This is a genomic window from Acinetobacter sp. FB, from assembly GCF_056033405.1.
Genome location: NZ_CM148502.1, coordinates 1,443,961 through 1,468,021, shown reverse-complemented (window position 1 = coordinate 1,468,021; position 24,061 = coordinate 1,443,961). Strand labels below are relative to the sequence as shown.

Annotated in this window: 21 protein-coding genes; 6 read left to right on the top strand and 15 right to left on the bottom strand. The window is 37.7% G+C overall.

Annotation, left to right across the window (positions count from 1 at the left end; translation table 11 throughout):
- The first annotated feature begins 131 nt into the window (after positions 1-131).
- Positions 132-848, top strand: coding sequence for a tRNA (guanosine(46)-N7)-methyltransferase TrmB (gene trmB, locus AC0JIQ_RS06725; protein ID WP_004662584.1), 717 nt, complete (start codon positions 132-134; stop codon positions 846-848).
- Between the two features lie 363 nt (positions 849-1,211).
- On the top strand, positions 1,212-1,571 hold the full coding sequence (locus AC0JIQ_RS06720; RefSeq protein ID WP_474203058.1) for a hypothetical protein: 360 nt from the start codon (positions 1,212-1,214) through the stop codon (positions 1,569-1,571).
- 184 nt (positions 1,572-1,755) lie between these two features.
- Here AC0JIQ_RS06720 and AC0JIQ_RS06715 read toward each other — a convergent pair whose 3' ends face one another.
- The 4 genes from AC0JIQ_RS06715 to AC0JIQ_RS06700 form a co-directional block, all read right to left on the bottom strand.
- A complete protein-coding gene (locus AC0JIQ_RS06715; RefSeq protein ID WP_474203057.1) occupies positions 1,756-2,538 on the bottom strand; it encodes a Rossmann-like and DUF2520 domain-containing protein in 783 nt (260 codons plus the stop codon).
- A 131-nt stretch (positions 2,539-2,669) separates the two neighbouring features.
- Complete coding sequence (locus tag AC0JIQ_RS06710) at positions 2,670-3,902, bottom strand: dihydroorotase (protein WP_474203056.1); 1,233 nt, start codon at positions 3,900-3,902, stop codon at positions 2,670-2,672.
- 12 nt (positions 3,903-3,914) lie between these two features.
- Positions 3,915-4,931 carry an aspartate carbamoyltransferase catalytic subunit gene (locus tag AC0JIQ_RS06705; protein WP_474203055.1) on the bottom strand — a complete coding sequence of 339 codons (1,017 nt, stop codon included), beginning with the start codon at positions 4,929-4,931 and terminating at the stop codon, positions 3,915-3,917.
- Positions 4,932-5,050: 119 nt separating this feature from the next.
- Complete coding sequence (locus AC0JIQ_RS06700) at positions 5,051-5,422, bottom strand: hypothetical protein (RefSeq protein ID WP_269230175.1); 372 nt, start codon at positions 5,420-5,422, stop codon at positions 5,051-5,053.
- A 338-nt stretch (positions 5,423-5,760) separates the two neighbouring features.
- Here AC0JIQ_RS06700 and rlmKL point away from each other — a divergent pair, with 338 nt between their 5' ends.
- Positions 5,761-7,965: a bifunctional 23S rRNA (guanine(2069)-N(7))-methyltransferase RlmK/23S rRNA (guanine(2445)-N(2))-methyltransferase RlmL gene (rlmKL, locus tag AC0JIQ_RS06695; protein WP_474203054.1), complete on the top strand. Its 2,205-nt coding sequence runs from the start codon at positions 5,761-5,763 to the stop codon at positions 7,963-7,965.
- A gap of 16 nt (positions 7,966-7,981) precedes the next feature.
- On the opposite strand, the gene AC0JIQ_RS06690 is transcribed toward rlmKL, so the two are convergent.
- Positions 7,982-8,401 carry a hypothetical protein gene (locus tag AC0JIQ_RS06690; RefSeq protein WP_474203053.1) on the bottom strand — a complete coding sequence of 140 codons (420 nt, stop codon included), beginning with the start codon at positions 8,399-8,401 and terminating at the stop codon, positions 7,982-7,984.
- Between the two features lie 167 nt (positions 8,402-8,568).
- The gene (gene clpB / locus AC0JIQ_RS06685) at positions 8,569-11,148 is read right to left on the bottom strand and encodes an ATP-dependent chaperone ClpB (protein WP_474203052.1); all 2,580 of its coding nucleotides are present in this window, start codon (positions 11,146-11,148) and stop codon (positions 8,569-8,571) included.
- 262 nt (positions 11,149-11,410) lie between these two features.
- Here clpB and AC0JIQ_RS06680 point away from each other — a divergent pair, with 262 nt between their 5' ends.
- Positions 11,411-12,211, top strand: a complete 801-nt coding sequence (locus AC0JIQ_RS06680) for a peptidoglycan DD-metalloendopeptidase family protein (RefSeq protein WP_474203051.1) — start codon at positions 11,411-11,413, stop codon at positions 12,209-12,211.
- Positions 12,212-12,279: 68 nt separating this feature from the next.
- Here the strand turns inward: AC0JIQ_RS06680 and AC0JIQ_RS06675 are convergent, their stop codons facing one another.
- On the bottom strand, positions 12,280-12,702 hold the full coding sequence (locus AC0JIQ_RS06675) for an OsmC family protein (protein ID WP_004662601.1): 423 nt from the start codon (positions 12,700-12,702) through the stop codon (positions 12,280-12,282).
- 147 nt (positions 12,703-12,849) lie between these two features.
- Here AC0JIQ_RS06675 and crp point away from each other — a divergent pair, with 147 nt between their 5' ends.
- A complete protein-coding gene (gene crp, locus AC0JIQ_RS06670) occupies positions 12,850-13,557 on the top strand; it encodes a cAMP-activated global transcriptional regulator CRP (protein ID WP_004662603.1) in 708 nt (235 codons plus the stop codon).
- Between the two features lie 214 nt (positions 13,558-13,771).
- The gene (locus AC0JIQ_RS06665; RefSeq protein ID WP_474203050.1) at positions 13,772-14,548 is read left to right on the top strand and encodes a M48 family metallopeptidase; all 777 of its coding nucleotides are present in this window, start codon (positions 13,772-13,774) and stop codon (positions 14,546-14,548) included.
- Between the two features lie 73 nt (positions 14,549-14,621).
- Here AC0JIQ_RS06665 and AC0JIQ_RS06660 read toward each other — a convergent pair whose 3' ends face one another.
- The 8 genes from AC0JIQ_RS06660 to AC0JIQ_RS06625 form a co-directional block, all read right to left on the bottom strand.
- Positions 14,622-16,349 (bottom strand): acetyl/propionyl/methylcrotonyl-CoA carboxylase subunit alpha, encoded by a 1,728-nt coding sequence (locus tag AC0JIQ_RS06660; protein ID WP_474203049.1) that lies wholly within the window; start codon positions 16,347-16,349, stop codon positions 14,622-14,624.
- The gene (locus AC0JIQ_RS06655; RefSeq protein WP_474203048.1) at positions 16,342-17,925 is read right to left on the bottom strand and encodes a 5-oxoprolinase subunit B/C family protein; all 1,584 of its coding nucleotides are present in this window, start codon (positions 17,923-17,925) and stop codon (positions 16,342-16,344) included. The genes AC0JIQ_RS06660 and AC0JIQ_RS06655 overlap by 8 nt, the downstream gene beginning before the upstream one ends.
- Positions 17,926-17,957: 32 nt before the next feature.
- The gene (locus AC0JIQ_RS06650) at positions 17,958-18,716 is read right to left on the bottom strand and encodes a LamB/YcsF family protein (RefSeq protein WP_474203047.1); all 759 of its coding nucleotides are present in this window, start codon (positions 18,714-18,716) and stop codon (positions 17,958-17,960) included.
- A gap of 140 nt (positions 18,717-18,856) precedes the next feature.
- The gene (locus AC0JIQ_RS06645) at positions 18,857-19,663 is read right to left on the bottom strand and encodes a helix-turn-helix transcriptional regulator (RefSeq protein ID WP_474203046.1); all 807 of its coding nucleotides are present in this window, start codon (positions 19,661-19,663) and stop codon (positions 18,857-18,859) included.
- Positions 19,664-19,835: 172 nt separating this feature from the next.
- Complete coding sequence (locus tag AC0JIQ_RS06640) at positions 19,836-20,378, bottom strand: YbhB/YbcL family Raf kinase inhibitor-like protein (RefSeq protein ID WP_474203045.1); 543 nt, start codon at positions 20,376-20,378, stop codon at positions 19,836-19,838.
- Between the two features lie 246 nt (positions 20,379-20,624).
- A complete protein-coding gene (locus AC0JIQ_RS06635; protein ID WP_474203044.1) occupies positions 20,625-21,500 on the bottom strand; it encodes a class I SAM-dependent methyltransferase in 876 nt (291 codons plus the stop codon).
- Between the two features lie 94 nt (positions 21,501-21,594).
- Positions 21,595-23,115, bottom strand: a complete 1,521-nt coding sequence (locus AC0JIQ_RS06630) for a flavin-containing monooxygenase (RefSeq protein WP_474203043.1) — start codon at positions 23,113-23,115, stop codon at positions 21,595-21,597.
- 83 nt (positions 23,116-23,198) lie between these two features.
- The gene (locus AC0JIQ_RS06625) at positions 23,199-24,023 is read right to left on the bottom strand and encodes an SDR family NAD(P)-dependent oxidoreductase (protein ID WP_474203042.1); all 825 of its coding nucleotides are present in this window, start codon (positions 24,021-24,023) and stop codon (positions 23,199-23,201) included.
- Positions 24,024-24,061: the final 38 nt, after the last annotated feature.

Here is a 24,061-nt window from a genome sequence, read left to right as displayed (position 1 = left end):
CAACATGAAGATTTTTTTACAAGTTTTTGATCGTTTGGAAAAACAAATGATCAAATAAAATCATTTAAAGATTTGACTTGACCTGATGAACACTTAAAATACGGCATTTCTATATTTATATCTCCAGAATCATGTCAAACGATCAGTTAGAAACGCAAATTACGGAACTCGACAATTTGCCTGAGCACCGTGAAATTGTGACGTTTATGCGTCGTTCAGCTCCGCTTAATACATCACAACGGACTGCTTTAGAAGATTATCGTGATTTAATTTTGGAATACCCAGTTGGTGATTTACGTCAACACTTTGAACATCCTGAACGACCTTTAACTGTTGAGATTGGCTTTGGTATGGGGCGTTCTTTGGTACTCATGGCAAAAGCCAACCCTGAACGTAATTTTGTCGGAATCGAAGTACATGTACCAGGAATTGCACAATGCGTGTATGAAGCTGGTATGGCTGGCTTGAAAAACTTATTTGTACTTGATGCAGATGCGATTCAAGTATTACGTGAAATGCCTGACAACAGCATTAACTGTGTGCAATTGTACTTCCCAGATCCATGGCAGAAGAAGCGCCACTTTAAACGCCGCTTTGTCATTCATGAACGTATGCAACTGGTTGAACAGAAGTTAGAGCTTGGAGGTACCTTCCATGCTGCTACTGATTGGGAGCCATACGCTGAATGGATGCTTGATATTTTAGATAATCGTCCAGATATGGAAAATTTAGCAGGTAAAGGTAATAGTTACCCTCGCCCTGAATGGCGTCCAGTAACCAAATTTGAGCGTCGCGGACTTGAATCTGGTCACAAAATCAATGACTTTATTTTTAAAAAAATTAAGTAGTAACTCGTAAAATTTCAAATACGAATAGCATTAAATATTATTTATTTAATGCTATTTATCTCATATTGGCTTACTCATATTAATTTTTTAAATCTTAAAAGAACAAAAAACTGAATGCTCTCTGGTGTCCATAGACGATAAAAACTATATCTCTAAAACCGTTATTATCGAACTCACTTTATAGAATCAATTCTGATCAAATTTAAGCTCTTCTATTTACATGATCTATAAATATTTTTTACTCATATTTAGCTAAAATGAGAGATAGATAATTTTTATATACCATTAATAAATTATCATTTCATAAACAATGAGTGCTATTCACTGTATGATTTAACTCAATGATGAAGATAGGTTGGTTTTATGGAAAAAACACTGCAATGCCCCAAATGTGGTTCTACAGAAATCGAAGTACGTGATCACAACAAATTACTAAAAACAACAGGCGGAGTTCTAATGACTGCGGCTGGAACTACTGCTGGAACAGTGGGTGGAGCTGCAACAGGTGCATCAGTTGGTGCAACGATTGGTACTGTAGCAGGCCCATTAGGCGTAATTGTGGGTGGGACTATCGGAACATTTGTAGGTGCAATTAGTGTCGGTATTACTGGAGGAATCGTGGGTAATATTTTTGGGAAAAAAGCAGGTGTGGCGATCGACAAGAATATTTTCCAAGACTATCTTTGCCTCAAATGTAAACATCGTTTTAAACAGAAAATTTGATTAAGCTTAAGGCATACTTACACTCTTTCTAAGCTGATATTTAAAACATTGTATCAGCTCAATGTATTTACAGATAATAGCTCGATTTTCTAGAATACAAATACATGATGTTCTAACATTTCTTGATATTAAAAATAATTCAAATTTTGTCCATCACAAATAAAATGAAATGGTTTCTCTATCACTATTTTTCGTGTAAATGTCGTTTCATAATACTTTCACTTAAAAGTTTATAAACATCAACAAGATCGCTTCCTGAATTCTTTTCTAATAATTGTTGATGCATTTTTAAAATATTTTCATCACCACGCATTGCAGGACCTGTTTGCATTTCTTTAGGATTATTGATCGTTGCTTTTTGAGCAGTTTCTAAAATCAATGGATAAAGTAAAGAAAAATCAACCTGTTGCTCATCAACAATTTGTTTAGAAAGATCATAACAATAGTTAGTAAAATTACATGCAAAAACAGCAGCCATGTGTAATGTCTGGCGTTGTTGAGAACTATATTGATAAACCTTATGAGTCAGACTATGCGCTAATGAAGCGAGTAACTCCAAGTCATTGTGTCGAACTGCCTCGACAAACATAGGTGTTTCTGCCCAATCAATCGCACGCTCATGACTAAAAGTTTGTAAGGGATAAAATACGCCAGATCTCTCATGTACTGTTGAAAGCACCTCTAAACTGGTACTTCCTGAGGTATGAACAATTAATGCTTGCTGCAAATAATGATTAATTTTCTTAATAACATCAGCTATGGATTGATCTGATATAGCAATAATAACGAGATCAATATTGGGGTTTAATTGATCAAAATGATTAATCCCAATAGCTTCAACTAAAGATGCTAAACGATTTGCTTTTTCTAAATCACGACTAAAAACTTGTACAATCTGGTGATCAGGATGTAGTACTTTTGCTAAATGATAAGCAACGCGCCCTGCACCAATAAATGTAATTCTCATTTTTATTCGGCCTATATACAAGCAAACCTATCCATTATTAAATTATTTACGGAAAATTTCTAATAATGAATTAACTTACTAAAAAGTTAAGCAGAATAAATCACAAAACCTATTCTGCTCAGAAACAAAGTTTAGATGAATGTCTGTACTGCTTTACCTTTCAAGGTCTGGCCTAGCAAAGGTGTATTTTTACCTTGAGATAAAATTGTCTCTTTTGATACTACCCACTCTAGTTCTGGATCAACCAACACCCAACCTGCTTCTTGCTGCCAACGTTCAGTCATATTTGCAACTTGTGCGGGAATTGAAGTCACTTTTTCAACCCATTCTAATGGTTCAAACAGACTTTCTTGAATCAGTTGCACACCCAAAGCTACATAAGTATCAAAAGCCGTTATTCCCGGTTGCGTTTCTGCAAAAGGCGCCATTTTTGCTGAACTACTTAATGGTTCATGATGAGTACAAATTGCATCTATCACGCCTTCTTTCACACCTTGACGTAACAATGCTTTATCTTGCTCAGAACGTAATGGTGGGCGAACATGCGCAAGTGAGTTAAAACCATCAGTGAGTTGTTCAGTCAAATGTAATTGGTGCATCGCAACATCCGCAGTGACTGGTAAACCTTTGGCTTTAGCTGCACGAATCAAATCAACTGACGCACCACAAGACAACAAACCAAAATGTGCTTTCACGCCTGTTGCTTCAATCATCAAAAGGTATTTAGCAATTGCAACTGTTTCCGCAATCGCAGGAATCATTGGTAAGCCTTGACGAGAAGCGATAAAACCTTCGTGTGCACAACCATCTTTTGCAAGCTGTGGCTCTTCAGCATAAAAGACTACAGTCAAATCCAAACCAGCAGCATACTCAAGAGTACGAATCACAACATCATCATTTTCAAATGCTGCATTGGCATTAGAGACAGCAGTACAACCACCTTTCTTTAAACCTGCCATATTAGCCGGCTGCTTCCCATTCAAACCTTGAGTTTGTGCGCCGATAATATGTAGATAAATACCACCATCTAATTGTGCCTTTTCAATAAGACCATGAATAAGTGCGCCATTATCTTGTACGATTGGTTTTGAGTCTGGTGGAGTAATAACATGCAAAATACCATTCGCACGTGCAGCTTTACCTTCTGACTTTAATGTCCCATGTTGTTGTTGCCCTGGCTCACGTAAGCGTGCGCACAAGTCAACCATGGTTGGCATTAACCATTTACCTTGACCGTCAATCGTTTCATCAACTGGATCTGCGCTATCAACCAATTTACCATTCTTAATATAAACCGTTTGAACTTGATCAGTTTTTTGAATTGGATCGAGCACACGGACATTTTCAATTTTTACAATACTCATGTGATCTATCCTTTAAAGTGCAATCGCTTCAATTAAACCTTGTTCTTGTAACTGCCCTTGCATCGCAAGTGCCAACACTGCCATACGAACCGCAATCCCATTAGTGACTTGCTTCAAAATGACAGATTGATCACCATCGGCAACGCTTGAATCAATTTCAACACCACGGTTCATTGGACCAGGATGCATAACGATACAATCAGGTTTAGCGAGTGCTAAGCGCTCTTTATTTAGACCATACATTTTGTAAAATTCAGATTGTGAAGATAATGCAGGTGAATCAATACGCTCATTTTGAATTCGCAATGCAATAATCACATCACAGTCTGTCACGCCTGCATCCATTTTATTAAATAGGCGTACATTTTCCCCATATTCATTAAAACCAACTGGTAACAGCGTATTTGGTGCAATCACGCGAATATCTTTGCAACCTAATGTTTGTAAAGCAGCCACATTGGAACGTGCTACACGTGAATGTTTGATATCACCAATAATCGCCACAGTTAAGTCTTCAAATGGCTTCTTGGTTTCACGGCGAATGGTCAACATGTCTAACATTGCTTGAGTCGGATGCGCGTGGCGTCCATCCCCTGCATTGATAATTGCAACTTTAGGACAAACATCTTTGGCAATAAAATGCGCTGCCCCAGAAGATGAATGACGAACTACGAAAATATCCGCAGCCATCGCTTCTAAATTCCAAAGCGTATCACGCAAGGTTTCGCCTTTAGAGGTACTTGAACGTGCAATATCGATATTCAGAACATTTGCAGACAAACGTTTTGCAGCTGCCTCAAATGTAGTGCGAGTTCGAGTAGAGTTTTCGAAAAAAAGATTCATTACCGTCAGCCCTTCTAATAACGGACGGTTAATCAAATTATTATTATCGTCTAAAAAACTTTGTGCGGTATCTAAAATCTTGGTCAGGCTTTCTTTAGAAAGACCCTCAATGGTTAAGAAGTGCTTTAAATTTCCTTGTTGATTCAATTGAACCTGACTTGGTTGATGCAGGGCTGCAATATGCATAAAAGATTCCTATAGGTCGAATCACCAAAACTTGCATAGTGTAGCCCAATTTCTCTACTTTCGCAGAACAACTTTTCACCATTATGTTGCAATTAATTAGGGAGTTGCAACATAATGAATTAACGTAATGCACCAATATAGTGATGAGCAACTTGCGCTTTGTAAATTTCCTCATCAGTTACTTCTGAGGAATATGTATCCAAATCATCAATCATCGTATTGATTGAATCATCTTTAGCTTCATCTAGGGCCAAAATTGGCTCAGGGTATAAATCAATTAAAGAACCTAAGCGTGCAGCATAACGTTCTAACTCTGTATCTTCAGTTGCTAATGCGATTTCTACGACATACTTTGCATAATCTTTATCGTGGACTAAATACATAACATCAATAACTCGACCAGACACTCGTCTTAATCGTACGTACATTTGAGTTGCAACAGAAAAGGCTTCGGCATTTAGTACAAGTTCATGGTTCATATTTGCTTTCATAACGTCCTCACATCGTTGGGAGAAGTGTTTCTTGATAATTCAGTTCTAGAAAAGCAAAATATGTACCAACCATTAAAAACAAATAAAAATTATTTTATGACATGGTGAACTTATCTGATAAGTAAAAAATCATATGCTGGAAATTTAAAGCAAAGAAGTGATTCAATCTAAATAAGTAATACAGTATTACTAATCCAAAGAGCTTTACAATATGCCTTAGACCACAAATTAGAATTAATCTATGGAACATACTAAGGCTAAACACCAAAAGAAAAACCGTATTTCTCTTCCAAAATCAGTTAAAATAGTCGATTGCTAAAAATGTTTTGGAAATTTGAATGAACGCTAAACCACGTCTAACAGACTATTGGGTGACCTGTGCTGACGGGCTTGAAACCTTATTACAACAAGAACTTGAGAATTTAGGCATTCAAAATATCCAACGTTTTGCTGGACGTTTAATATTTAAAGGCACACTTGAGAATGCCTATCGCGTTTGTATGTGGTCTCGTTTGGCCTCCCGTGTGCTGTTACCAATTCATACCCATGAACTTGAATTCACACATGACGCACGTGATGTTGCAGAAGAACTCTACGAGGGTGCGATTAGCTTTGATTGGTCTCTTGTTTTTGCACCACAAAGTACATTTGCTGTTCGTCTACATGTAGAACGCGAAATTAAAGTCAATACACAGTTTGCTACACTACGAGTTAAAGATGGTGTAGTTGACTCGTTTATGGAGGCGGTTGGTAAACGCCCAAGTATTGATATTAAACAGCCCGAAATTACACTTTATGTACTAGCTGGTAAAACCGAGCATACTTACTGCCTAGATTTATCAGGTGATTCTTTACATAAACGTGGCTACCGTCACTTTATGACGGATGCACCGATCAAAGAAAATCTTGCAGCGGCAATCTTACAAAAAGCACAATTACAACAGCTACAACCTGATTTAATTCTTGACCCAATGTGTGGTTCAGGAACATTCATTATTGAATCATTAATGATTTTAACTGATCGTGCACCAGGCTTAGTACGTCGCTTTGGCTTCAATGGTTGGCATGGACATGATCGTGAACTGTGGTTATCACTTAAAGCAGAAGCAGCAGAACGTCATGCAAAGGCTTTAGAGCAACCTCTGCCTAAGTTTTATGCCTACGATGCGGATTGGGAAGCGGTTAAAGCCACTCGCCAAAACATCATTGCAGCAGGTTTTGAAAAAATACTCGACCAAATTCAAATTGAAGAACGAACCTTAGCAGATTGGGATGATTTCCATACTGAAAGTAAAAAAGCCTTTATTGTTACCAACCCTCCTTATGGGGAACGTTTAGGTGATAAAGCCTCTAGTCGATCATTCTATTTAGGTCTATCAGGATTATTACAGAAGAATTTTCCAAATCAACCTGTTGCCGTGATTGCAGCACAAATTGAACAAGCAGATGTACTGGCCATCACCGAACCTCAAACTTTACGTTTGATGAATGGTAAACTTCCAATTTATATCCGTTTCGGCACAGTAAAACCTGCAGCCGTAGTTCAACCATTCTTAGCAACATGGCAACCTCAGCAATTTGAAAAAATTGAAGGTGCTGAAGACTTTACAAACCGTTTGCAAAAAAATATGCAGGCCTTAAAAAAATGGGCTGTGAAAGAAAATATTTTTTGCTTACGGTTGTATGATGCCGATTTACCTGATTTTAACATTGCCGTCGATTTATATGGAGATCGTTTGCACGTTCAGGAATATGCACCACCAAAAACAATTGATCCTGAAAAAGCAAAAAAACGTTTTAATTTGGGTTTAGCTGCCATTCGTGCAGTAACAGGCTTAAATCGTGACGCAATTTTTATCAAAACCCGTGCAAAGCAAACGGGAACCAATCAATATGAAAAACAAAGCACTGCGTCTAAACGTTTTATTGTGCAGGAAGGCAAAGCTAAAATTCTCGTCAATTTAACAGACTATTTAGATACTGGTTTATTCTTAGATCATCGTCAAATTCGACTAAGAATTGCCAAAGAAGCACGTGGCAAACACTTTCTTAATCTTTATAGCTATACCTCAACTGCTAGCTTACATGCAGCACTTGGCGGTGCAGCAAGTACCACGAGTGTCGACCTATCAAATACTTATTTGAATTGGTCAAAAGAAAATTTTGTATTGAATGGTTTAACGGTAGATCATGCTGATGAACAACATATGTTCTTTTCGAGCGATTGCTTTGAATGGTTAAAAGAAGGTCATGAACAATATGATCTCATCTTCATTGATCCTCCAACTTTCTCTAACTCAAAAAAGTTTTATGGCACATTTGATGTACAGCGCGACCATGTTTCTCTACTTAAACGCGCAATGAATCGTTTAACCAGTGATGGTACTTTGTACTTCTCAAATAACTATCGTGGGTTTGAGTTAGATGAAGAAATCGAAGCAATTTATCAAGTTGAAGAAATTACTTCTGAAACGATAGGCCTAGACTTTAAACGTAATCAGAAAATTCATCGTGCTTGGAAAATCCAACATAATCAAATTTAAGGAATGATTTTTCTCATTATTTAAATGTGAATTTGGTTCTTTTTACATTAGGAGAATCAAACTCATAAATCATGAAGTTATCTGGAGCCTCATCATGGGGCTTCATACTTGCTTTCTTCTTTTCCCGCACATCCATTACAGACGTTTTCTTTTGTTCTTCATAAGGTGATAAAGCACCTTCAGCAAGCATACTGATCCTTATTTCACGCAAATTACGGTCACTCAATATGCGTTGAGAACGCCAACGTTCTTCCTCTGGCTTCATCGCATCTCGTTGAGCTTTTTCGATAATATTAGGCAAGGATCTATTTAATGCACCTGTTTGTAATGCTAAAGATCCCTCTGTCATCGGTTGCACAGCCCAACCTACGATCGGAAATGCTGTTATGAACATAATTACACCAATATAAGTGTAATAATGCTGCTTATTCTCCATTTTAATTCATCCTGAATTTTTTTCTTATTTATTCCGAAACTACCAAGCTTTTCATAAAATCGCAATGTCATTGGTAATATTCCTTAAGAAATCAGATAAATTGCACTGATATAAAAAAAGATGGTGATTTTCATCACCATCTTTTTAGCCAATCATTCAAATTAGATTTAGCTAAGTTTCATTTTATCAAACACAAGCTGACCACTATCACCTTTAATCAGAATATTATCTCCCGGTTGGAATTCACCAGATAAGATTTTCTGAGCCAAGTTATTTTCAACTTGTTGCTGTATTGCACGTTTTAGCGGTCGTGCGCCATAGATTGGATCAAAACCAGCATCAATCAATAGATCAAATGCACTATCATCTACAGTTAAAGCCATATCTCGTTCGCTCAGACGTGAACGTAAACGATTCAATTGAATATCCGCGATACCACGAATTTGAGCTTTCTTCAACGAATGGAAAATGACTAATTCATCAATACGATTAATGAACTCTGGACGGAAATGCTGAGTTACAGCACTCATTACCACTGTTCGAACTTCCTCATCAGTTGCACCTTCACCTAATTCACGTACATCTTGTGAACCTAGGTTAGATGTCATCACAATGACCGTATTTTTAAAATCGATCACACGACCTTGAGAATCAGTTAAGCGACCATCATCCAATACCTGTAACAGGATATTGAATACATCTGGATGAGCTTTTTCCACTTCGTCAAATAACACCACACTATATGGCTTACGACGAACAGCTTCTGTTAAAACTCCGCCTTCTTCATAACCCACATATCCAGGAGGAGCACCCACTAAACGGCTGACAGAATGCTTTTCCATAAATTCAGACATATCGATACGAATCATGGCATCATCACTATCAAACAAGAAGTTTGCTAATGCTTTAGTTAACTCGGTTTTACCTACACCTGTCGGTCCAAGGAATAAGAATGATCCACTCGGACGATTCGGATCAGATAGACCTGCCCGTGAACGACGGACTGCATTGGAAACTGCAACCACAGCTTCATGTTGCCCGACTACACGATTATGTAAAAACTCTTCCATATTCAGTAGTTTTTCACGTTCACCCTGTAGCATTTTCGCCACAGGAATGCCTGTTGCCGCACTCACTACTTCAGCAATTTCATTTTCAGTCACTTTGGTACGAATTAGCTTCGGTTCTTCATTTTCCTCAGCGACTTCCGCTTGATCCAAGCGTTTTTGCAACTCAGGAATCACGCCATATTGTAAGCGTGCTGCTTCAGCCAAATCACCTTCACGTTTTGCTTTTTCTAAAGCAACACGTGCTTGATCCAATTCAACTTGAGCTTTCTTATCACCTTCAACGAGTGTCTTCTCGGCTTTCCAAATTTCCTCTAGATCATTATATTCTTTTTGCTTTTCAGCAATTTGCTGTTCAAGATGATTCACTTCAGCTTTACTACCAGCGTCCTCATCTTTCTTCACTGCTTCTAATTGCATTTTCAATTGGATTAAACGGCGATCAAGTTTATCTAAAGCTTCAGGTTTAGAATCGATCTCCATTTTGATACGTGAAGCAGCTTCATCAATTAAATCAATGGCTTTATCAGGCAATTGACGATCCGTGATATAACGATGCGACATTTTTGCAGCTGCAATAATTGCTGAGTCTAAAATTTGAACGCCATGATGCGTTGCATATTTTTCTTTTAGACCACGCAAAATCGCAATGGTATCTTCTACGCTTGGTTCATCAACTAATACTTTTTGGAAACGACGTTCTAGGGCAGCATCTTTCTCAATATATTGACGATATTCATCTAAAGTTGTTGCTCCAACACAACGCAACTCACCACGTGCTAAAGCAGGTTTCAACATATTACCTGCATCCATTGCGCCATCACCTTTTCCTGCACCTACAAGCGTGTGTAATTCATCAATAAATAGAATGACTTCACCTTCTTGTTTAGCAAGATCATTTAGAACGGCTTTCAAACGTTCCTCGAACTCACCGCGATATTTAGCACCTGCCAGCAACGAACCTAGGTCCAAAGACAATACCCGTTTGCTTTTTAGACTTTCAGGAACTTCACCATTAATAATTCGTTGCGCTAGACCTTCAACAATCGCAGTTTTACCCACGCCAGGTTCACCAATCAAGACTGGGTTATTTTTAGTTCGACGTGATAAAACCTGTATTGTGCGACGTATTTCATCATCACGACCAATAACTGGATCAAGCTTACCTGCCAAAGCACGTTCTGTTAAATCAATGGTATATTTATTCAATGAATCGCGTTGATCTTCATGATTATTGCTCATGACTTTGTCATTTCCTCGAATATTTTCAATTACTTTGCGTAAACTATCTGGTGTTACCCCAACGCTGTTTAATATCGTTTTGGTTTCACCTGTTTCCGCTAAACTTAACAACACCCAATCTGTTGATAAAAATTCATCGCCTGCTTTTTGCGCATAACGATCAGCTAAATTTAAGATCTTTACCGCTTCAGGATTAAGATTAATATCTCCTGTTGGATTTGATAAAGTCGGTGCATTTCTTATCGCTTGTTCTAACTTTTGTTTCAACTCTGGCAAGCGTGCACCTGATTGCTGCAACAAACTTAAATTGGCAGGCTCTTCTAGCAAAGTCGATAAAATATGAATACCTGCAATAGAAGTATGGTCTTTACCCATTGCCAATGATTGTGCATCTGAGAGAGCTTGCTGTAGACGGTTCGTAAATTTTTCAAAACGCATTCTTGTTATTCCTCACAACAAATTTTTAACTTATCACTAAGATGGGAACACTTTTTAAAATTTCAAATAAAATTTATATATTTTTCAATATTTTATTTAAATTTAACTTTATAAAACTTGGTAATAATATGGGTATATAAACAATCTATTTCAAGTATGTTTTGTATAATTTTCTATCTATTCTGATTTAAACAATATCCATATTGTTATTTTACGGTGAAACTTTTAACTTAAGACTTTACTTCATTTAAAAATGATCGTTATGCATTTAAGAAGAGTTGTAATAGCTAGTATTTGCCTTTTCCCTATTCAGATAGCTATCGCTGAATTACCACAGAATTCACGACATGCAGGTGGTATAGCCGTTATTCCAATTCCATCAACGACTACCCAAGTTTTCTATGAGAAAAAACCAATTCTAATTACACAAGAAGGCACTCAACGATACGCTATTTTTGGAATTCCTCTTTCTACCCCATTGGGAACGTTAAGCCTAACAACTAATGCTATACCCATACAGATTGAAATACTGCCATATCAATATGCTGAACAGCACCTCAATGTAAAAAACCAAGACTATGTTAATCCGAATCAAAATCAACTTGATCGATATGCTTCGGAAGCAAAAGAACAAAATGAGATTTATAATTCTTTCAGTCAAAGCCATTGGACTAAATTTCCAACTTTTATTCCACCAACAGCAGGCAAATTTAGTAACTCATTTGGACGCAAACGTTTCTTTAATAATGAAGAACGCGCTCCACATTCAGGCCTAGACATTCCAGCACCAATTGGCCAAAAAGTTGTAGCACCAGCAGATGGCATTGTCGTTCAAACTGGTGATTATTTTTTCAATGGTAAGACTGTTTTGATTGATCACGGTCAAGGTTTAATCAGTATGTTCTGCCATCTCAGTAAAATTGAGGTTTTAAAGGGACAACACATTACTCAAGGTGAGCTTTTAGGTTTAGTGGGAAATACAGGTCGAGTCACTGGTCCACACTTACACTGGGGAATGAGTTTAAATGATGCACGAGTAGACCCACAACTATTTTTAAAATAATACTATGCCGATAAAAAAAGTGATCTAAACAAATCGATCACTTTTTAGTTAAACTTAATAATTAAGTATTAATCAGCTTCTACAATTTCAAAGTCATGTGTGATTTCTACACCACCATCAGACAACATTTTGCTCGCAGAACAATATTTTTCTGCTGAAAGCTCAACTGCTTTTTCAACTTGCTTAGCTTTAACAGCTTTACCTGTTACCACGAAATGTAAGTGAATTTTTGTAAACACTGCAGGAATAGAATCAGCTCTCTCCGCTTTTAACTGGCATACAACATCGGTCACATCTTGGCGTGATTTCTTTAAAATAGTCACAATATCAAACGAAGCACACCCACCAAGTCCCATTAAAATCAACTCCATAGGACGTGGTCCACGGTTTTCACCACCATACTCAGCAGAACCATCCATCACTACACTGTGACCACTTTCTGATTTCGCTTCAAAAGCAACATTCTCTAACCAATGTACACTTGTTTGCATTGCAACTACCCGAAAAACGTTATAAATTTACTCTAGTTCTTGTACACTAACATAAAATGAGTTGATAAGGAATTTCATCTCTTCTGTGTAGAAAAGGCTCCATGGGGCCTGTGCGATCGGTTTTATCCAAATTCGGAAATTTTAAGCATGACTTCAAATTTTTCACATCTTAGCACTGATGCTTTGTCTCCAGGTCAATTACCTGAATCAGTTAAAGCATTGCTAAAACGTGCTCATATTAATAGATACCCTAAACGCACCACGATTGTTGACGCTGGAACGGAATCAAAATCACTGTATTTAATATTAAAAGGTTCAGTGTCAATCATATTACGTGAAGATGATGAGCGTGAGATTGTTGTTGCATATCTCAATCCAGGTGATTTCTTTGGTGAAATGGGGCTGTTTGAAAATAACCCTCAACGTACCGCAGAAGTACGTACTCGAGATGTTTGCGAAATTGCAGAAATCTCATATGAAAATTTCCACGAACTCAGCAAGCAATACCCTGACCTGAGCTATGCTGTATTTGCTCAGCTTGTTCGCCGTCTGAAGAATACAACGCGTAAAGTCACTGACTTAGCATTTATCGATGTATCTGGTCGTATTGCTCGTTGTTTAATTGACTTATCTGCGCAGCCTGAGGCAATGATTCTACCGAATGGTCGTCAGATTCGTATTACACGTCAAGAAATTGGTCGTATTGTGGGTTGTTCACGTGAAATGGTTGGTCGTGTTTTAAAAACACTTGAAGATCAAGGCATGATTCAAACTGACGGTAAAGCAATTTTAATTTTCGATACCTCTTTAGATGATAATGCATTTTCTGAAGATGAATTTGATGATGAGGATTAATCCCCCTCTAGCTTTAAGCTAATTTCAAAGCCAGTGCAAACCACTGGCTTTAATTTTATCGAGACAAAGCTAAACTATTTAGCTTTTCATCAATTCCGCTTACATAATTACTATGATTATAGAGATAATCAGAATATAAAGCCTTGCGAACTTTTTTTATAATTCTTATTAATCATGGTTATATTTATAAGATACTGATTTGGAGCAAATAAGTATGAAAAAATTGGCTTTAAGCCTTTGTGCAATGACTGTAATAACGATTTCAGGTTGTGCATCATTTGCAGATATGGCAGGTGCTGACAGTGCCACATTAAATGCTCAGTCAGCTCAAAGCTTTGCAAAGATGACACAGGAAGCTCGTGCCAAGAATCAATTGGATATGAGCTCAAATACTTATCAACGTATTAATTCAGTATTTTTGCGCTTAAAACCGTATGCTGACCAAATGAACCAAACTGGTCAGCGTTTTGATTGGCAGTTAGCAGTACTAAAATCAGATACTGTAAATGCCTATGTAGCGCCAGGTGGGAAAGTCGTTTTCTATACAGGTATTGTGAACAAGCTGAATTTGACCAATGATGAAATCGCAGCAATTATGGGGCATGAAATGACCCATGCCTTAGAGGAACATGCCAAAAGTAAAATTGGTGCCCAAGCACTTACAAACTTAGCGATTGGTATTGGTACGACTTATGCGGGTGCGAATATTGGTGAAGCAGGTAATGCGGCAATTGCTTTAGGTAGTCAAATTGGTATTGGTTTACCATATTCTCGTAATTTAGAAAGTCGCGCTGATTTTGGTGGGCTAATGCTGATGGCGAAAGCAGGATATAATCCAAATGCAGCAATTAGTCTTTGGGAAAAAATGGATCGTCTAGATGGTGCTGGTGGTGCATCATTCTTATCAACTCACCCATCAAATAGTCAACGTATTGGTGATATGCGTAAAAATTTACCTGCTGCTCTGGCAGTTTATAATAAACGTCGTTAATTTAGCCAAAGCCATTAGATCTCATTTTAGAGATTTAATGGCATATCTTTTAGCTGCCTTAAATATAAGAGCTCTAATTTATCTCAGCAATTTTTGAATCCGTTTCAACAGTCTGATTAATTTCTATCAACTTTTTAATTTTCCCCGTTTGCGGAGCAATAACAGGGACTTCCATTTTCATTGCTTCCATAATTGCAATTGCCTCACCTTGGTTTACATAATCATTTTCTTGAACTTTCCATACGGTGATTACACCACTAATCGGTGCTAAGACACTATTACTACTTGGGTTATGATCAGAATCATTTGGTTGCTGATTTGGTGGTTGTGTCCCGACCAAACTAAAAAATCCATTTGGTAAGCCAATCTGATACAACTTTCCATCTATTTCAATTGGATACCGCTGTAATTCAGCTTGATTGCTCAGTTTACTACGTGAATAGTGAGGATAATCATGGCGACTATCTTGCTCAATCCAACGTGTATGTACTTTAAATTCGTCAATAAAGTCGGCATCTGACAAGATCGCACGATGAAATGGCAATACTGAAGCAATGCCCTCTATTTCAAAATGGGCAAGCGCCCTTTTAGCCCGTTGAATTGCAATCTTGCGAGTTGCACCAGTCACAATTAATTTCGCAATTAAAGAATCAAAATGACTTGAAACAACACTTCCAGTCATCACTCCCGTATCAAGACGAATACCAATTCCTGATGGTGGATGAAAACGAGTAAGCTTGCCAAATGCTGGAATGAAACCACGTGCTGGATCTTCCGCATTAATTCGGAACTCAATTGCATGTCCTAATGGTTTTGGCATTTCTTGAATCGAAAGTGGTTGACCTAAAGCAATTCGAATTTGTTCGACAACTAAGTCTAGACCCGTAGTTTGCTCAGTAACTGTGTGCTCGACTTGTAGACGTGTATTAACCTCTAAGAATGAAAGTTGACCATTTTGGCTAAGTAAATACTCGACTGTACCCGCTCCGATATAATCAGCAGCGCGACAAATTGCAATAGCAGACTGCACTAACTGAACTTCAATATGCTCATTGATAAATGGCGCAGGTGCTTCCTCGACTAGCTTTTGATTACGGCGTTGTAAAGAACAATCTCTCGTTCCTACGACGACAATATGTCCCTGTTGATCAGCAATAATTTGTGCTTCCAAATGCCGAGGCTTATCTAGATATTGTTCAACAAAACACTCCCCTCGACCAAAAGCTGCTAATGCTTCTCGCACAGCCGATTCATATAAATCGGCGACTTCGTTCAATTGCCAAGCAACTTTCAAACCACGTCCACCACCGCCATAAGCAGCTTTAATCGCAATCGGCAGACCATATTGTTTAGCAAAATCTAAGGCTTCTTGAGCTGATTGAAGTGGTTGTTCAGTACCATGAACCAAAGGTGCATTTACCGACTGTGCAATCTTACGCGCTTGTATTTTGTCACCAAGTTTATGGATAGTTTCAGGAGATGGTCCAACCCAAATTAGTCCCGCATCCATCACAGCTTGGGCAAATTCGGCACGTTCTGATAAAAAACCATAACCAGGATGAATCATGGTCACTTGGGCCTTATACGCAATATCAATAATTTTATTGATATCTAAATAAGTTTGCTGTGCTGTTTGTCCTGATAATGCCCAAGCTTCGTCTGCAAGTTGAACATGCAAACTGGCAATATCATCATCTGCATAAATCGCCACTGATGTAATATCCATATCTTTACATGCGTGAATAATGCGTACAGCAATTTCTCCACGATTCGCAATCAATAGCTTATGTTTGTTATGCATGTTCTTTGATGTCCATGAAATCTAAAATTTTACGAAATTGGATATAACAACCCGTAGGAATCTGTGCGATCAAATCCAAATGATATGATGCAACCGCAGCAATCACAGGATAGCCACCTGTAATGGGGTGATCATTCATAAATAATACGGGTTGACCGTTGGGTGGAATTTGCAAAGCACCTGTACAACATCCCTCACTCGGTAACTCTTGATTGAACTGCCGCTGTAAAGGCTGATCACCAACCAATTTCAATCCAATTCGATTACTCTCTGTACTGACTAACCAACTTTGCTTAAGCAATAGATCCACACTTTCAGCGGCAAACCAATCCATACGCGGCCCTAATACAACATCAACGGTAATCGTCTCACCTTGTTTAGGTAATTTAATCGGTATTAGATTTAAGCTGACAGGCTGCGTTTTTAATTGGGCAGAGTGAATCTCATCACACACTTGAATTGGTTTTGTACCCAATTCTGCCAAAGAGTCATAACTGGCACTTTTTAGTACTTGCTCAACGGCGATACCACCACGTAGCGCAATATAATTACGAATGCCTGCGGTAGGTACAGCAATATAAATTTCATCACCATAATCTAAAGCAATCGGCTGATACAAAGCCACTTTAACTTTATCCGCGCCAATATAACTCACCCAGACTTCCGTTTCAGCACCTGTCACAGCCATAACCGTCGGTTCCAAAACTTGTAATCGCACTCCACCATTTAAAACTTCTATGACGGCTGCATTCTTTGGATTACCAACAATTAAGTTTGCCTGACGAAATGCCTTTTGATCCATAGCTCCTGCCCGCCCCACACCTAGCTCAGCTAAATTTTTACGCCCTTCATCTTGGATTAATACTTGTAAGCCAACATTTTTAACGCGTAACACAGCAGGTTTTTCAATCAATTTTTCTTGAGAAAATGTCTGAGCAGGCACACTAATTTGGGTTGGATTATGACTATCATCCTTGAAGATGACATGATCGCTCGGCATTAATAAAGCTGGCTGTTGTCGATGAATATCCCACAATATCTCATCAGTCTGTCCAATCAACTGCCATCCACCCGGACTATCTTGAGGATAAATACCGCTATATTCGCCTGCTAAACCTACTGCCCCTGCACTAACTTTTTTACGTGGTGATGCTAAGCGTGGAATACTCCCAAATACTTGCTCAGGATTGGTTAGATAAGCAAAGCCGGGAGCAAAGCCAATAAATGCAACTTGCCAATAAGAGTTGGTATGTTTCTGAATGACTTGTTCAGTACTTATTCCTAAATATTCAGCAACATTATTTAAATCAATACCGTTATAGCGCACACCGATAACGATTTCCTTCCCTTGACGCAAAGTATCCTGACTGATTTTTTGGCTTGAAATCCATCGAATCAGTGTATGCATCTCGACCAATAATGAATCAAAATAAATCAGTATGCTACGTGCAGCAGGAATAAGTTCTTTTATATGAGGATGCTGTGCTTGTTTTAAGCAGTAATGAACCGCCATTGTTTCTTCTAAACTTTCAAGCTCAATCAAAAAACAATCTAAATTAACGGATAAAAATCGCATAAAACGGCTCTTTTAAACTGTTTAAAACTCATTCAAAGACTAAAAGCACGAACTTCAATTTGATTTTCTAACAATACTTGGCGAATCTTTTCTGCCATTTGTACTGCCCCAAAGGTATCACCATGCAAACAAATGGTATCTGCCTGAATTGTAGTGAAGTCACCCTCAATCGACTCAATACCACCCTTCAAAACCATATTCAGTACACGCTGAGCCACAACTTCAGCATCATGTAAAACAGCACCTTCTAAACGGCGTGAAACTAGTTCACCATTACGATGATAAGCACGATCAGCAAACGCTTCAGAAATAACGCCAAGTTCCTGCTTACGAGCAAAATTAATTAATGGTGAACCCGCCAATGCAACTAACACTAATTTTTTATCTGAATGCTGTATTGCATCAATCACTGCTTGAGCTTGAGTTAAATTGGTGGCAATGGTGTTATATAAGGCACCATGTGGTTTAACATAAGTTACTTTCGTTCCTGCGACTTGAGCCAACCCTTGCAGCGCTGAGATTTGATAAAGCACGTCTGCGTATAATTCATCATAAGATACATCCATATTACGGCGACCAAAACCAACCCGATCTGGATATGAGACATGCGCTCCCACACTGACATTTTGATCAGCAGCTTGTTTTAAGGTATTTAACATATTGACAGGATCGCCTGCATGAAAACCACATGCAATATTGGCACTACTCACAATCGCAAGAATCTGCTCATCATTTCCCATTTTCCAAGCACCATAGCTTTCGCCTAAGTCGCTGTTTAAATCAATATGCATATATAAACCTAATGCTGATTTTTATGATCCGATAATTGAGTAATATATTCGAAGTGATTACAAAATCACATATTTTATCGAATTTAACAGCTTATAACTCTCGATTAACGCATAGCTATACTTGAATAAATGATTTTAAATTACATATTTTTTGTTTTACGAAGTTCTCTTGGTGTCATGCCAAACAGCAGTTTGAACTGATCCGTAAATCGAGACTGAGATTGATAACCACATTGTTCAGCAATATTGCCAATATGTAATTGCGTGGTTTGTAATAAGTGCAAACCATATCCTAGCCGTACCTGATTTCGAATATCTTGAATATTATTTCCCTCACTTTTAAGCCTACGCCTTAAAGTTGAAGTACTCATAAATAAATTAGAAGCAATTAACTCTACAGGCCAATCATTAGAAAGACTCTCTGAGATCATCGACTGTACCTTCTCACTTACGCTTGGAGGCTCAACAATATTGCAAATATCGGTATAGCCAGAATGATAGAGAATCTCAAGGATTTCTTTTTTCCTGAATTTCATCACTTCAGTCGGTGCAATTGATGCAAATTCCATAAATTGGTACAAAGCACGAGCAAGTATTGGATTAATCTCACCTTGAACATATTTCTTATATGGCGTAAGACTTTTAGGCAGCTCTAAAAAATCTTCATATTCAAAATCAATAATTACCGCAAAATATTCTTGTCGAATCGGAATATTACGCATATCGATTCTAGGACTATTTGATAAGAATACAAAATTGCCTGAAAGGCATTCGATCACACCATGCTTACCCAGTTGTTTTTTACCGCTTAATATAAAAATAAGTAAAGGCTTTATAATCGGAACATTCGTAATTGTCTGTTCTCTATATGATGAATAAACTGAAAAAGGTAAATTGGCATGATGCTTAATGGAGTTTTTAGCAATATCTATGAGTTTATTCAACATTGACATCAAACCTTATGAATACCATAAACCAACTTCCATTATTCTAAATAATATTAAACGACTAATCCTATTTACTTATCTCATTCTGCAAAGCTGATTATTCCTATTCGCATTAAATTATCAAATAGCCAATAAGAGCCATATTTCCAATGGCCCATGCTTTGGATATATTTTATCTTTTATACAAAGCTTCAATCGTACTTGATGCTAATGCATTGGCTTTGACCATATAACCTGTTAAAGCACCAGAAGCATCCGCTGGTAATTCTAGTTTCTTTGAAAGCGCATATATAGTGAATTGGTAACGATGAGCGCCATGACCTTGAGGTGGACACGCTCCACCAAATCCTTTCTGACCATAATCATTAGTTATATTAATGATACCTTTATAGTCTAACAAGCCATTACCTGATGTAATTGAAGTCACTTCAGCAGGAATATTCACCACCTGCCAATGCCACCAACCACTGCCAGTTGGCGCATCAGGATCATAAGCCATGATTGCAAAAGCTTTAGTTGCTATTGGAGCACCAGTCCATGATAACTGGGGTGATTTATTTCCACCTGAACAACCAAAACCTTGGAATTCAAACGTATTTCTCATAAATACGCCATGCTCAATATCATTACTTTTTAATTGAAACTCATCAGCATGTGTCAATACAGTACCTAAACAGATTATAGATAACATGAGTTGTACAATAGATTTATACATTTCGATCTCTTTGTATAGAAAACAAAGAAATCTTAATGCTTTTGCTCTACTTGCATTATCCCGAACTCATCATGTTTTCGCCTGAATCAGTCATATAAGGTAGATAAAATTAAAGAATACTTATAGCCTAATAATGTTTAAGCTTAAATTCTGATATTAAGATTCGTAAAAATACAAAATAGAATTAAAATTTCAATAACCTAACTCTGCTTTAGCAAAGATGCTAAAGCAGTTTGAGATGCCAACTTATACCTTTAAACGTAAATGCAACATATGTGTCGCTATGGTATGACGAATATGATCTGCCCGATTTTTAAAATATCGTTCGCTTAAACCATCTCCAGACAGATCTTCAGCCACTTGATAGCCCATTTGATTTACAGCTTGATGTAACGCTTTAGGTCTAAATTGTCCTTTTAAGGGTTCTTTTAAAAAACGTGTGAATTGGGAAACGAACATACTTCCAAAACGTTCTACTCCAGATAATTCACGATAATCAATTGAATAATCCATAACTACTTCACTTTTTGCAGCAGCAATACTGCTAATACTTTTTAAAGTATGGAGTGTCGTTTGCGGTTCAAGATAATGGGTTGTACCTAACCAAGAAAAGAAGGCTGGTTGTTCTACTTGAAAGTTACTCTTGGCTAATGCTTCAGCAATAGACTCTTGTTCAAAATCTATTGCAACAAACTCAACATTGGTTGGAACTTGATCGAACTGAGTCAACTTTTTTTGTTTCTCTGCTTGAGTGTCAGGGTGATCAACTTCAAAAATTTTTAAATGAGGATATTTTTTTGCTTGTCTAAGTGTAAAAGAATCTAATCCAGCCCCAACCAATACATATTGTTGGATACCAGCTTTCATTGCCTGATGCAATAAATCCTCTGCATAACGTGATCGACCTACCACTTGACCCGTTAATAAACCAAGCGTTCGATTACATATAGAGGAATTCATCACTTTTACGGTCAGAGGCATTGTTAATAATTTTTTCCAGCCTTTACTCGTTAATTCAAAGGCAAAAGGATCAGAAAATACTGGATTTTCAGCATTTTGAAAGTGATTAGCGCGCAATGCTGCTGCTGCTTCCGCCGTTCGGCTAGATTGTCCTTCTTTCATATTTCTTTCCTAATTTATTTCTATCATGCAAAAAATAAGCAGTAAATTCTATCCTTAGATAAAATTTACTGCCCTTTTATCACTTATCTAATGATTAGTTTGTTTTTTCAGTTTGATAAGTTACTTGATAATCGTTCAAATCCATACGTTTTAAACGCTGTTTTAACTTCTTCAATGACCATGGCCAAGCTGCAAAGTTACGACCATTTGCATCTAAATAATAACTCTTACAGCCACCCGCATTGAATACTGTCGTTTTCAAATGTTGCTGCACCAAATCATTATGCTTTTTGATTACTTCTGGTTTGATATTTAGCTTGCTAATACCTTTTTCTTTGATCTTAAGCAAACCATCCACAATATAGTCCAATTGCGCTTCAGCTAAACCAATGAATGAGTCATAAACTAATACGTTCGGACCCAAAATTAAAAAGGCATTCGGTACATTTTCAATACTTGTACCTAAATATGCTTCTGGAGAACTACTTTTCCATAAATCATTCAGACATTCACCTTTCTCGTTTGAAACACGCTTACCAATAGGTGGATGTGAAACTTCAAAACCAGTACCCCAAATAATCACATCGACCTCTTGACGCTCACCATTTGCAGATACAACTGTGTTGCCTTCCACTTTGACCAAACCATGTGGAATCAGTTTAGTATTAGCTTGTTGTAATGCTGGATAATAGTTGTTAGCGAACAATAAACGCTTACAGCCAATCGTAAAGTTAGGGGTTACATTTTTACGTAATTCAGCATCTTCAATTTGGAAACGTAAAATCAGTTTCGCTAACTCACCAACAGGCTTTAATACCGCTGGATTACGTAAACCAAAATTAATCGCATTAAGTGATTGTGCTACCGTTTTACGCCAAGCTTTTTGGATAAATGGGAATTTTTCAATCAATGCTTTACTGACCTCACCTAAGTCAGTATCAGGTTTTGGAACAACCCAAGGTGCTGTACGTTGATATACATATAACTCTTTTGCTAAAGGCTGAATCTGCGGTACAAACTGAATCGCCGAAGCGCCTGTACCAATGACAGCAATACGCTTACCTGTAAGATCGTAATCGTGATTCCATTTTGCTGAATGGAACATTTCGCCTTTAAAAGTTTCTAAACCTTCAAGTTTTGGAATCTGAGCTTCAGTGATTGGACCCGTCGCAAAAATAACCGTTTTAGAAAGGAATTGACCTTTATTTGTATCAATCACCCATAAATTACGCTCTTTATCCCAAGCAGCATTTATGAGTTCAGTACCGAATTCAATTTTCGAACTTACATTGAATTTTTCGCTAACTTCTTCTAAATAACTTAAGATCTCAGGCTGACGAGCAAATAAATGACTCCATTTAGCGCTTGGCGCAAATGAGTATGAATATAATGCTGATGGAACATCACAACCACAACCAGGATAAGTATTTTCACGCCATGTGCCGCCGACACGCGTCGCTTTTTCAATGATCTTGTAGTTGGTATAACCCACTTGATCAAGACGAATTGCAGTTGCAATACCTGAAATACCTGCCCCTACGATAAAGGTATCGTAAATATGTGGAGGTAATGCTTTTTTGTCAGCAGAATTTAATTTTTTTGCTTGAGCTGTCATTTAAATATCCTTTCATCTATTGCTCTGAAATAAATGTATCTTTAATCTTATTTCAGTCATCAAAATCTTTTACCCGATGGGGTTTACTTCATTAATCGGTACGATGTGCCCAAAAATTTTGCATATAAATTTGGTGCAGTACGTTTCATCAACCAGAATAATTTGGCATCAATTTGTGGGATGGTATAAAGCTCACCTTTGTCTAAACGGTCCAATGTCAACTTTGCGACTTTATCACTGGTCGTGAATGCAAGATTGGTCAAGGCATAATCTAAAAGGCCCTTATGTGGTACTTTGCCATTTTTGATGATATTGGTCGGAACCAATGTTGGGCAAAGTACATTGACCTTAATATTCGACTTTCTAAGTTCTGCTGACAGAGTTTCAGATAATGCACGTACACCCGCTTTAGAAACATTATAAACAGTCATCTCTGGTGCTGCGGTAAAGGATGCTGCTGAAGCAACATTAATGATTGCACCATGACCTAATTGTTTGAACTTTGGTACAAAAGCACGACAACCATAGATCACCCCCCATAGGTTGATATCCATACACCATTTCCAGTCTTCTGATGACATTTCATCGAACTTACCACCAAGACCAATACCTGCATTATTAATTACCAAAGTGACAGGGCTCTGCATCAATTGTTCAGCTTGCTCAGCCAATTGATTAACCTGCTCTTCTTTCGCAACATCACATTGCACGGCAAAGGCTTTTGTACCTAGCGCCTCTACTAAAGCTACTGTTTCTTTTGCAGCATCAAGATTGATGTCTGAACACACAATTGTGCCGCCCCGCTTTGCCAATTCAAGTGCAAAACTACGACCAATTCCACTTCCCGCACCAGTCACCACAGCAAATGCTTTTTGGCTCGGTTTGACCTTTTTACCAAATAATTTCATATTTGTTTTTCCAGTAATTTCGTATTTACTTGGCCCAA

Excerpts from the sequence above, each read along its gene's own strand:
- trmB (WP_004662584.1), top strand. The coding sequence starts at position 132 with ATGTCAAACGATCAGTTAGAAACGCAAATTACGGAACTCGACAATTTG.
- AC0JIQ_RS06720 (WP_474203058.1), top strand. The coding sequence starts at position 1,212 with ATGGAAAAAACACTGCAATGCCCCAAATGTGGTTCTACAGAAATCGAA.
- AC0JIQ_RS06715 (WP_474203057.1), bottom strand. The coding sequence starts at position 2,538 with ATGAGAATTACATTTATTGGTGCAGGGCGCGTTGCTTATCATTTAGCA.
- AC0JIQ_RS06710 (WP_474203056.1), bottom strand. The coding sequence starts at position 3,902 with ATGAGTATTGTAAAAATTGAAAATGTCCGTGTGCTCGATCCAATTCAA.
- AC0JIQ_RS06705 (WP_474203055.1), bottom strand. The coding sequence starts at position 4,931 with ATGCATATTGCAGCCCTGCATCAACCAAGTCAGGTTCAATTGAATCAA.
- AC0JIQ_RS06700 (WP_269230175.1), bottom strand. The coding sequence starts at position 5,422 with ATGAAAGCAAATATGAACCATGAACTTGTACTAAATGCCGAAGCCTTT.
- rlmKL (WP_474203054.1), top strand. The coding sequence starts at position 5,761 with ATGAACGCTAAACCACGTCTAACAGACTATTGGGTGACCTGTGCTGAC.
- AC0JIQ_RS06690 (WP_474203053.1), bottom strand. The coding sequence starts at position 8,401 with ATGGAGAATAAGCAGCATTATTACACTTATATTGGTGTAATTATGTTC.
- clpB (WP_474203052.1), bottom strand. The coding sequence starts at position 11,148 with ATGCGTTTTGAAAAATTTACGAACCGTCTACAGCAAGCTCTCTCAGAT.
- AC0JIQ_RS06680 (WP_474203051.1), top strand. The coding sequence starts at position 11,411 with ATGCATTTAAGAAGAGTTGTAATAGCTAGTATTTGCCTTTTCCCTATT.
- AC0JIQ_RS06675 (WP_004662601.1), bottom strand. The coding sequence starts at position 12,702 with ATGCAAACAAGTGTACATTGGTTAGAGAATGTTGCTTTTGAAGCGAAA.
- crp (WP_004662603.1), top strand. The coding sequence starts at position 12,850 with ATGACTTCAAATTTTTCACATCTTAGCACTGATGCTTTGTCTCCAGGT.
- AC0JIQ_RS06665 (WP_474203050.1), top strand. The coding sequence starts at position 13,772 with ATGAAAAAATTGGCTTTAAGCCTTTGTGCAATGACTGTAATAACGATT.
- AC0JIQ_RS06660 (WP_474203049.1), bottom strand. The coding sequence starts at position 16,349 with ATGCATAACAAACATAAGCTATTGATTGCGAATCGTGGAGAAATTGCT.
- AC0JIQ_RS06655 (WP_474203048.1), bottom strand. The coding sequence starts at position 17,925 with ATGCGATTTTTATCCGTTAATTTAGATTGTTTTTTGATTGAGCTTGAA.
- AC0JIQ_RS06650 (WP_474203047.1), bottom strand. The coding sequence starts at position 18,716 with ATGCATATTGATTTAAACAGCGACTTAGGCGAAAGCTATGGTGCTTGG.
- AC0JIQ_RS06645 (WP_474203046.1), bottom strand. The coding sequence starts at position 19,663 with ATGTTGAATAAACTCATAGATATTGCTAAAAACTCCATTAAGCATCAT.
- AC0JIQ_RS06640 (WP_474203045.1), bottom strand. The coding sequence starts at position 20,378 with ATGTATAAATCTATTGTACAACTCATGTTATCTATAATCTGTTTAGGT.
- AC0JIQ_RS06635 (WP_474203044.1), bottom strand. The coding sequence starts at position 21,500 with ATGAAAGAAGGACAATCTAGCCGAACGGCGGAAGCAGCAGCAGCATTG.
- AC0JIQ_RS06630 (WP_474203043.1), bottom strand. The coding sequence starts at position 23,115 with ATGACAGCTCAAGCAAAAAAATTAAATTCTGCTGACAAAAAAGCATTA.
- AC0JIQ_RS06625 (WP_474203042.1), bottom strand. The coding sequence starts at position 24,023 with ATGAAATTATTTGGTAAAAAGGTCAAACCGAGCCAAAAAGCATTTGCT.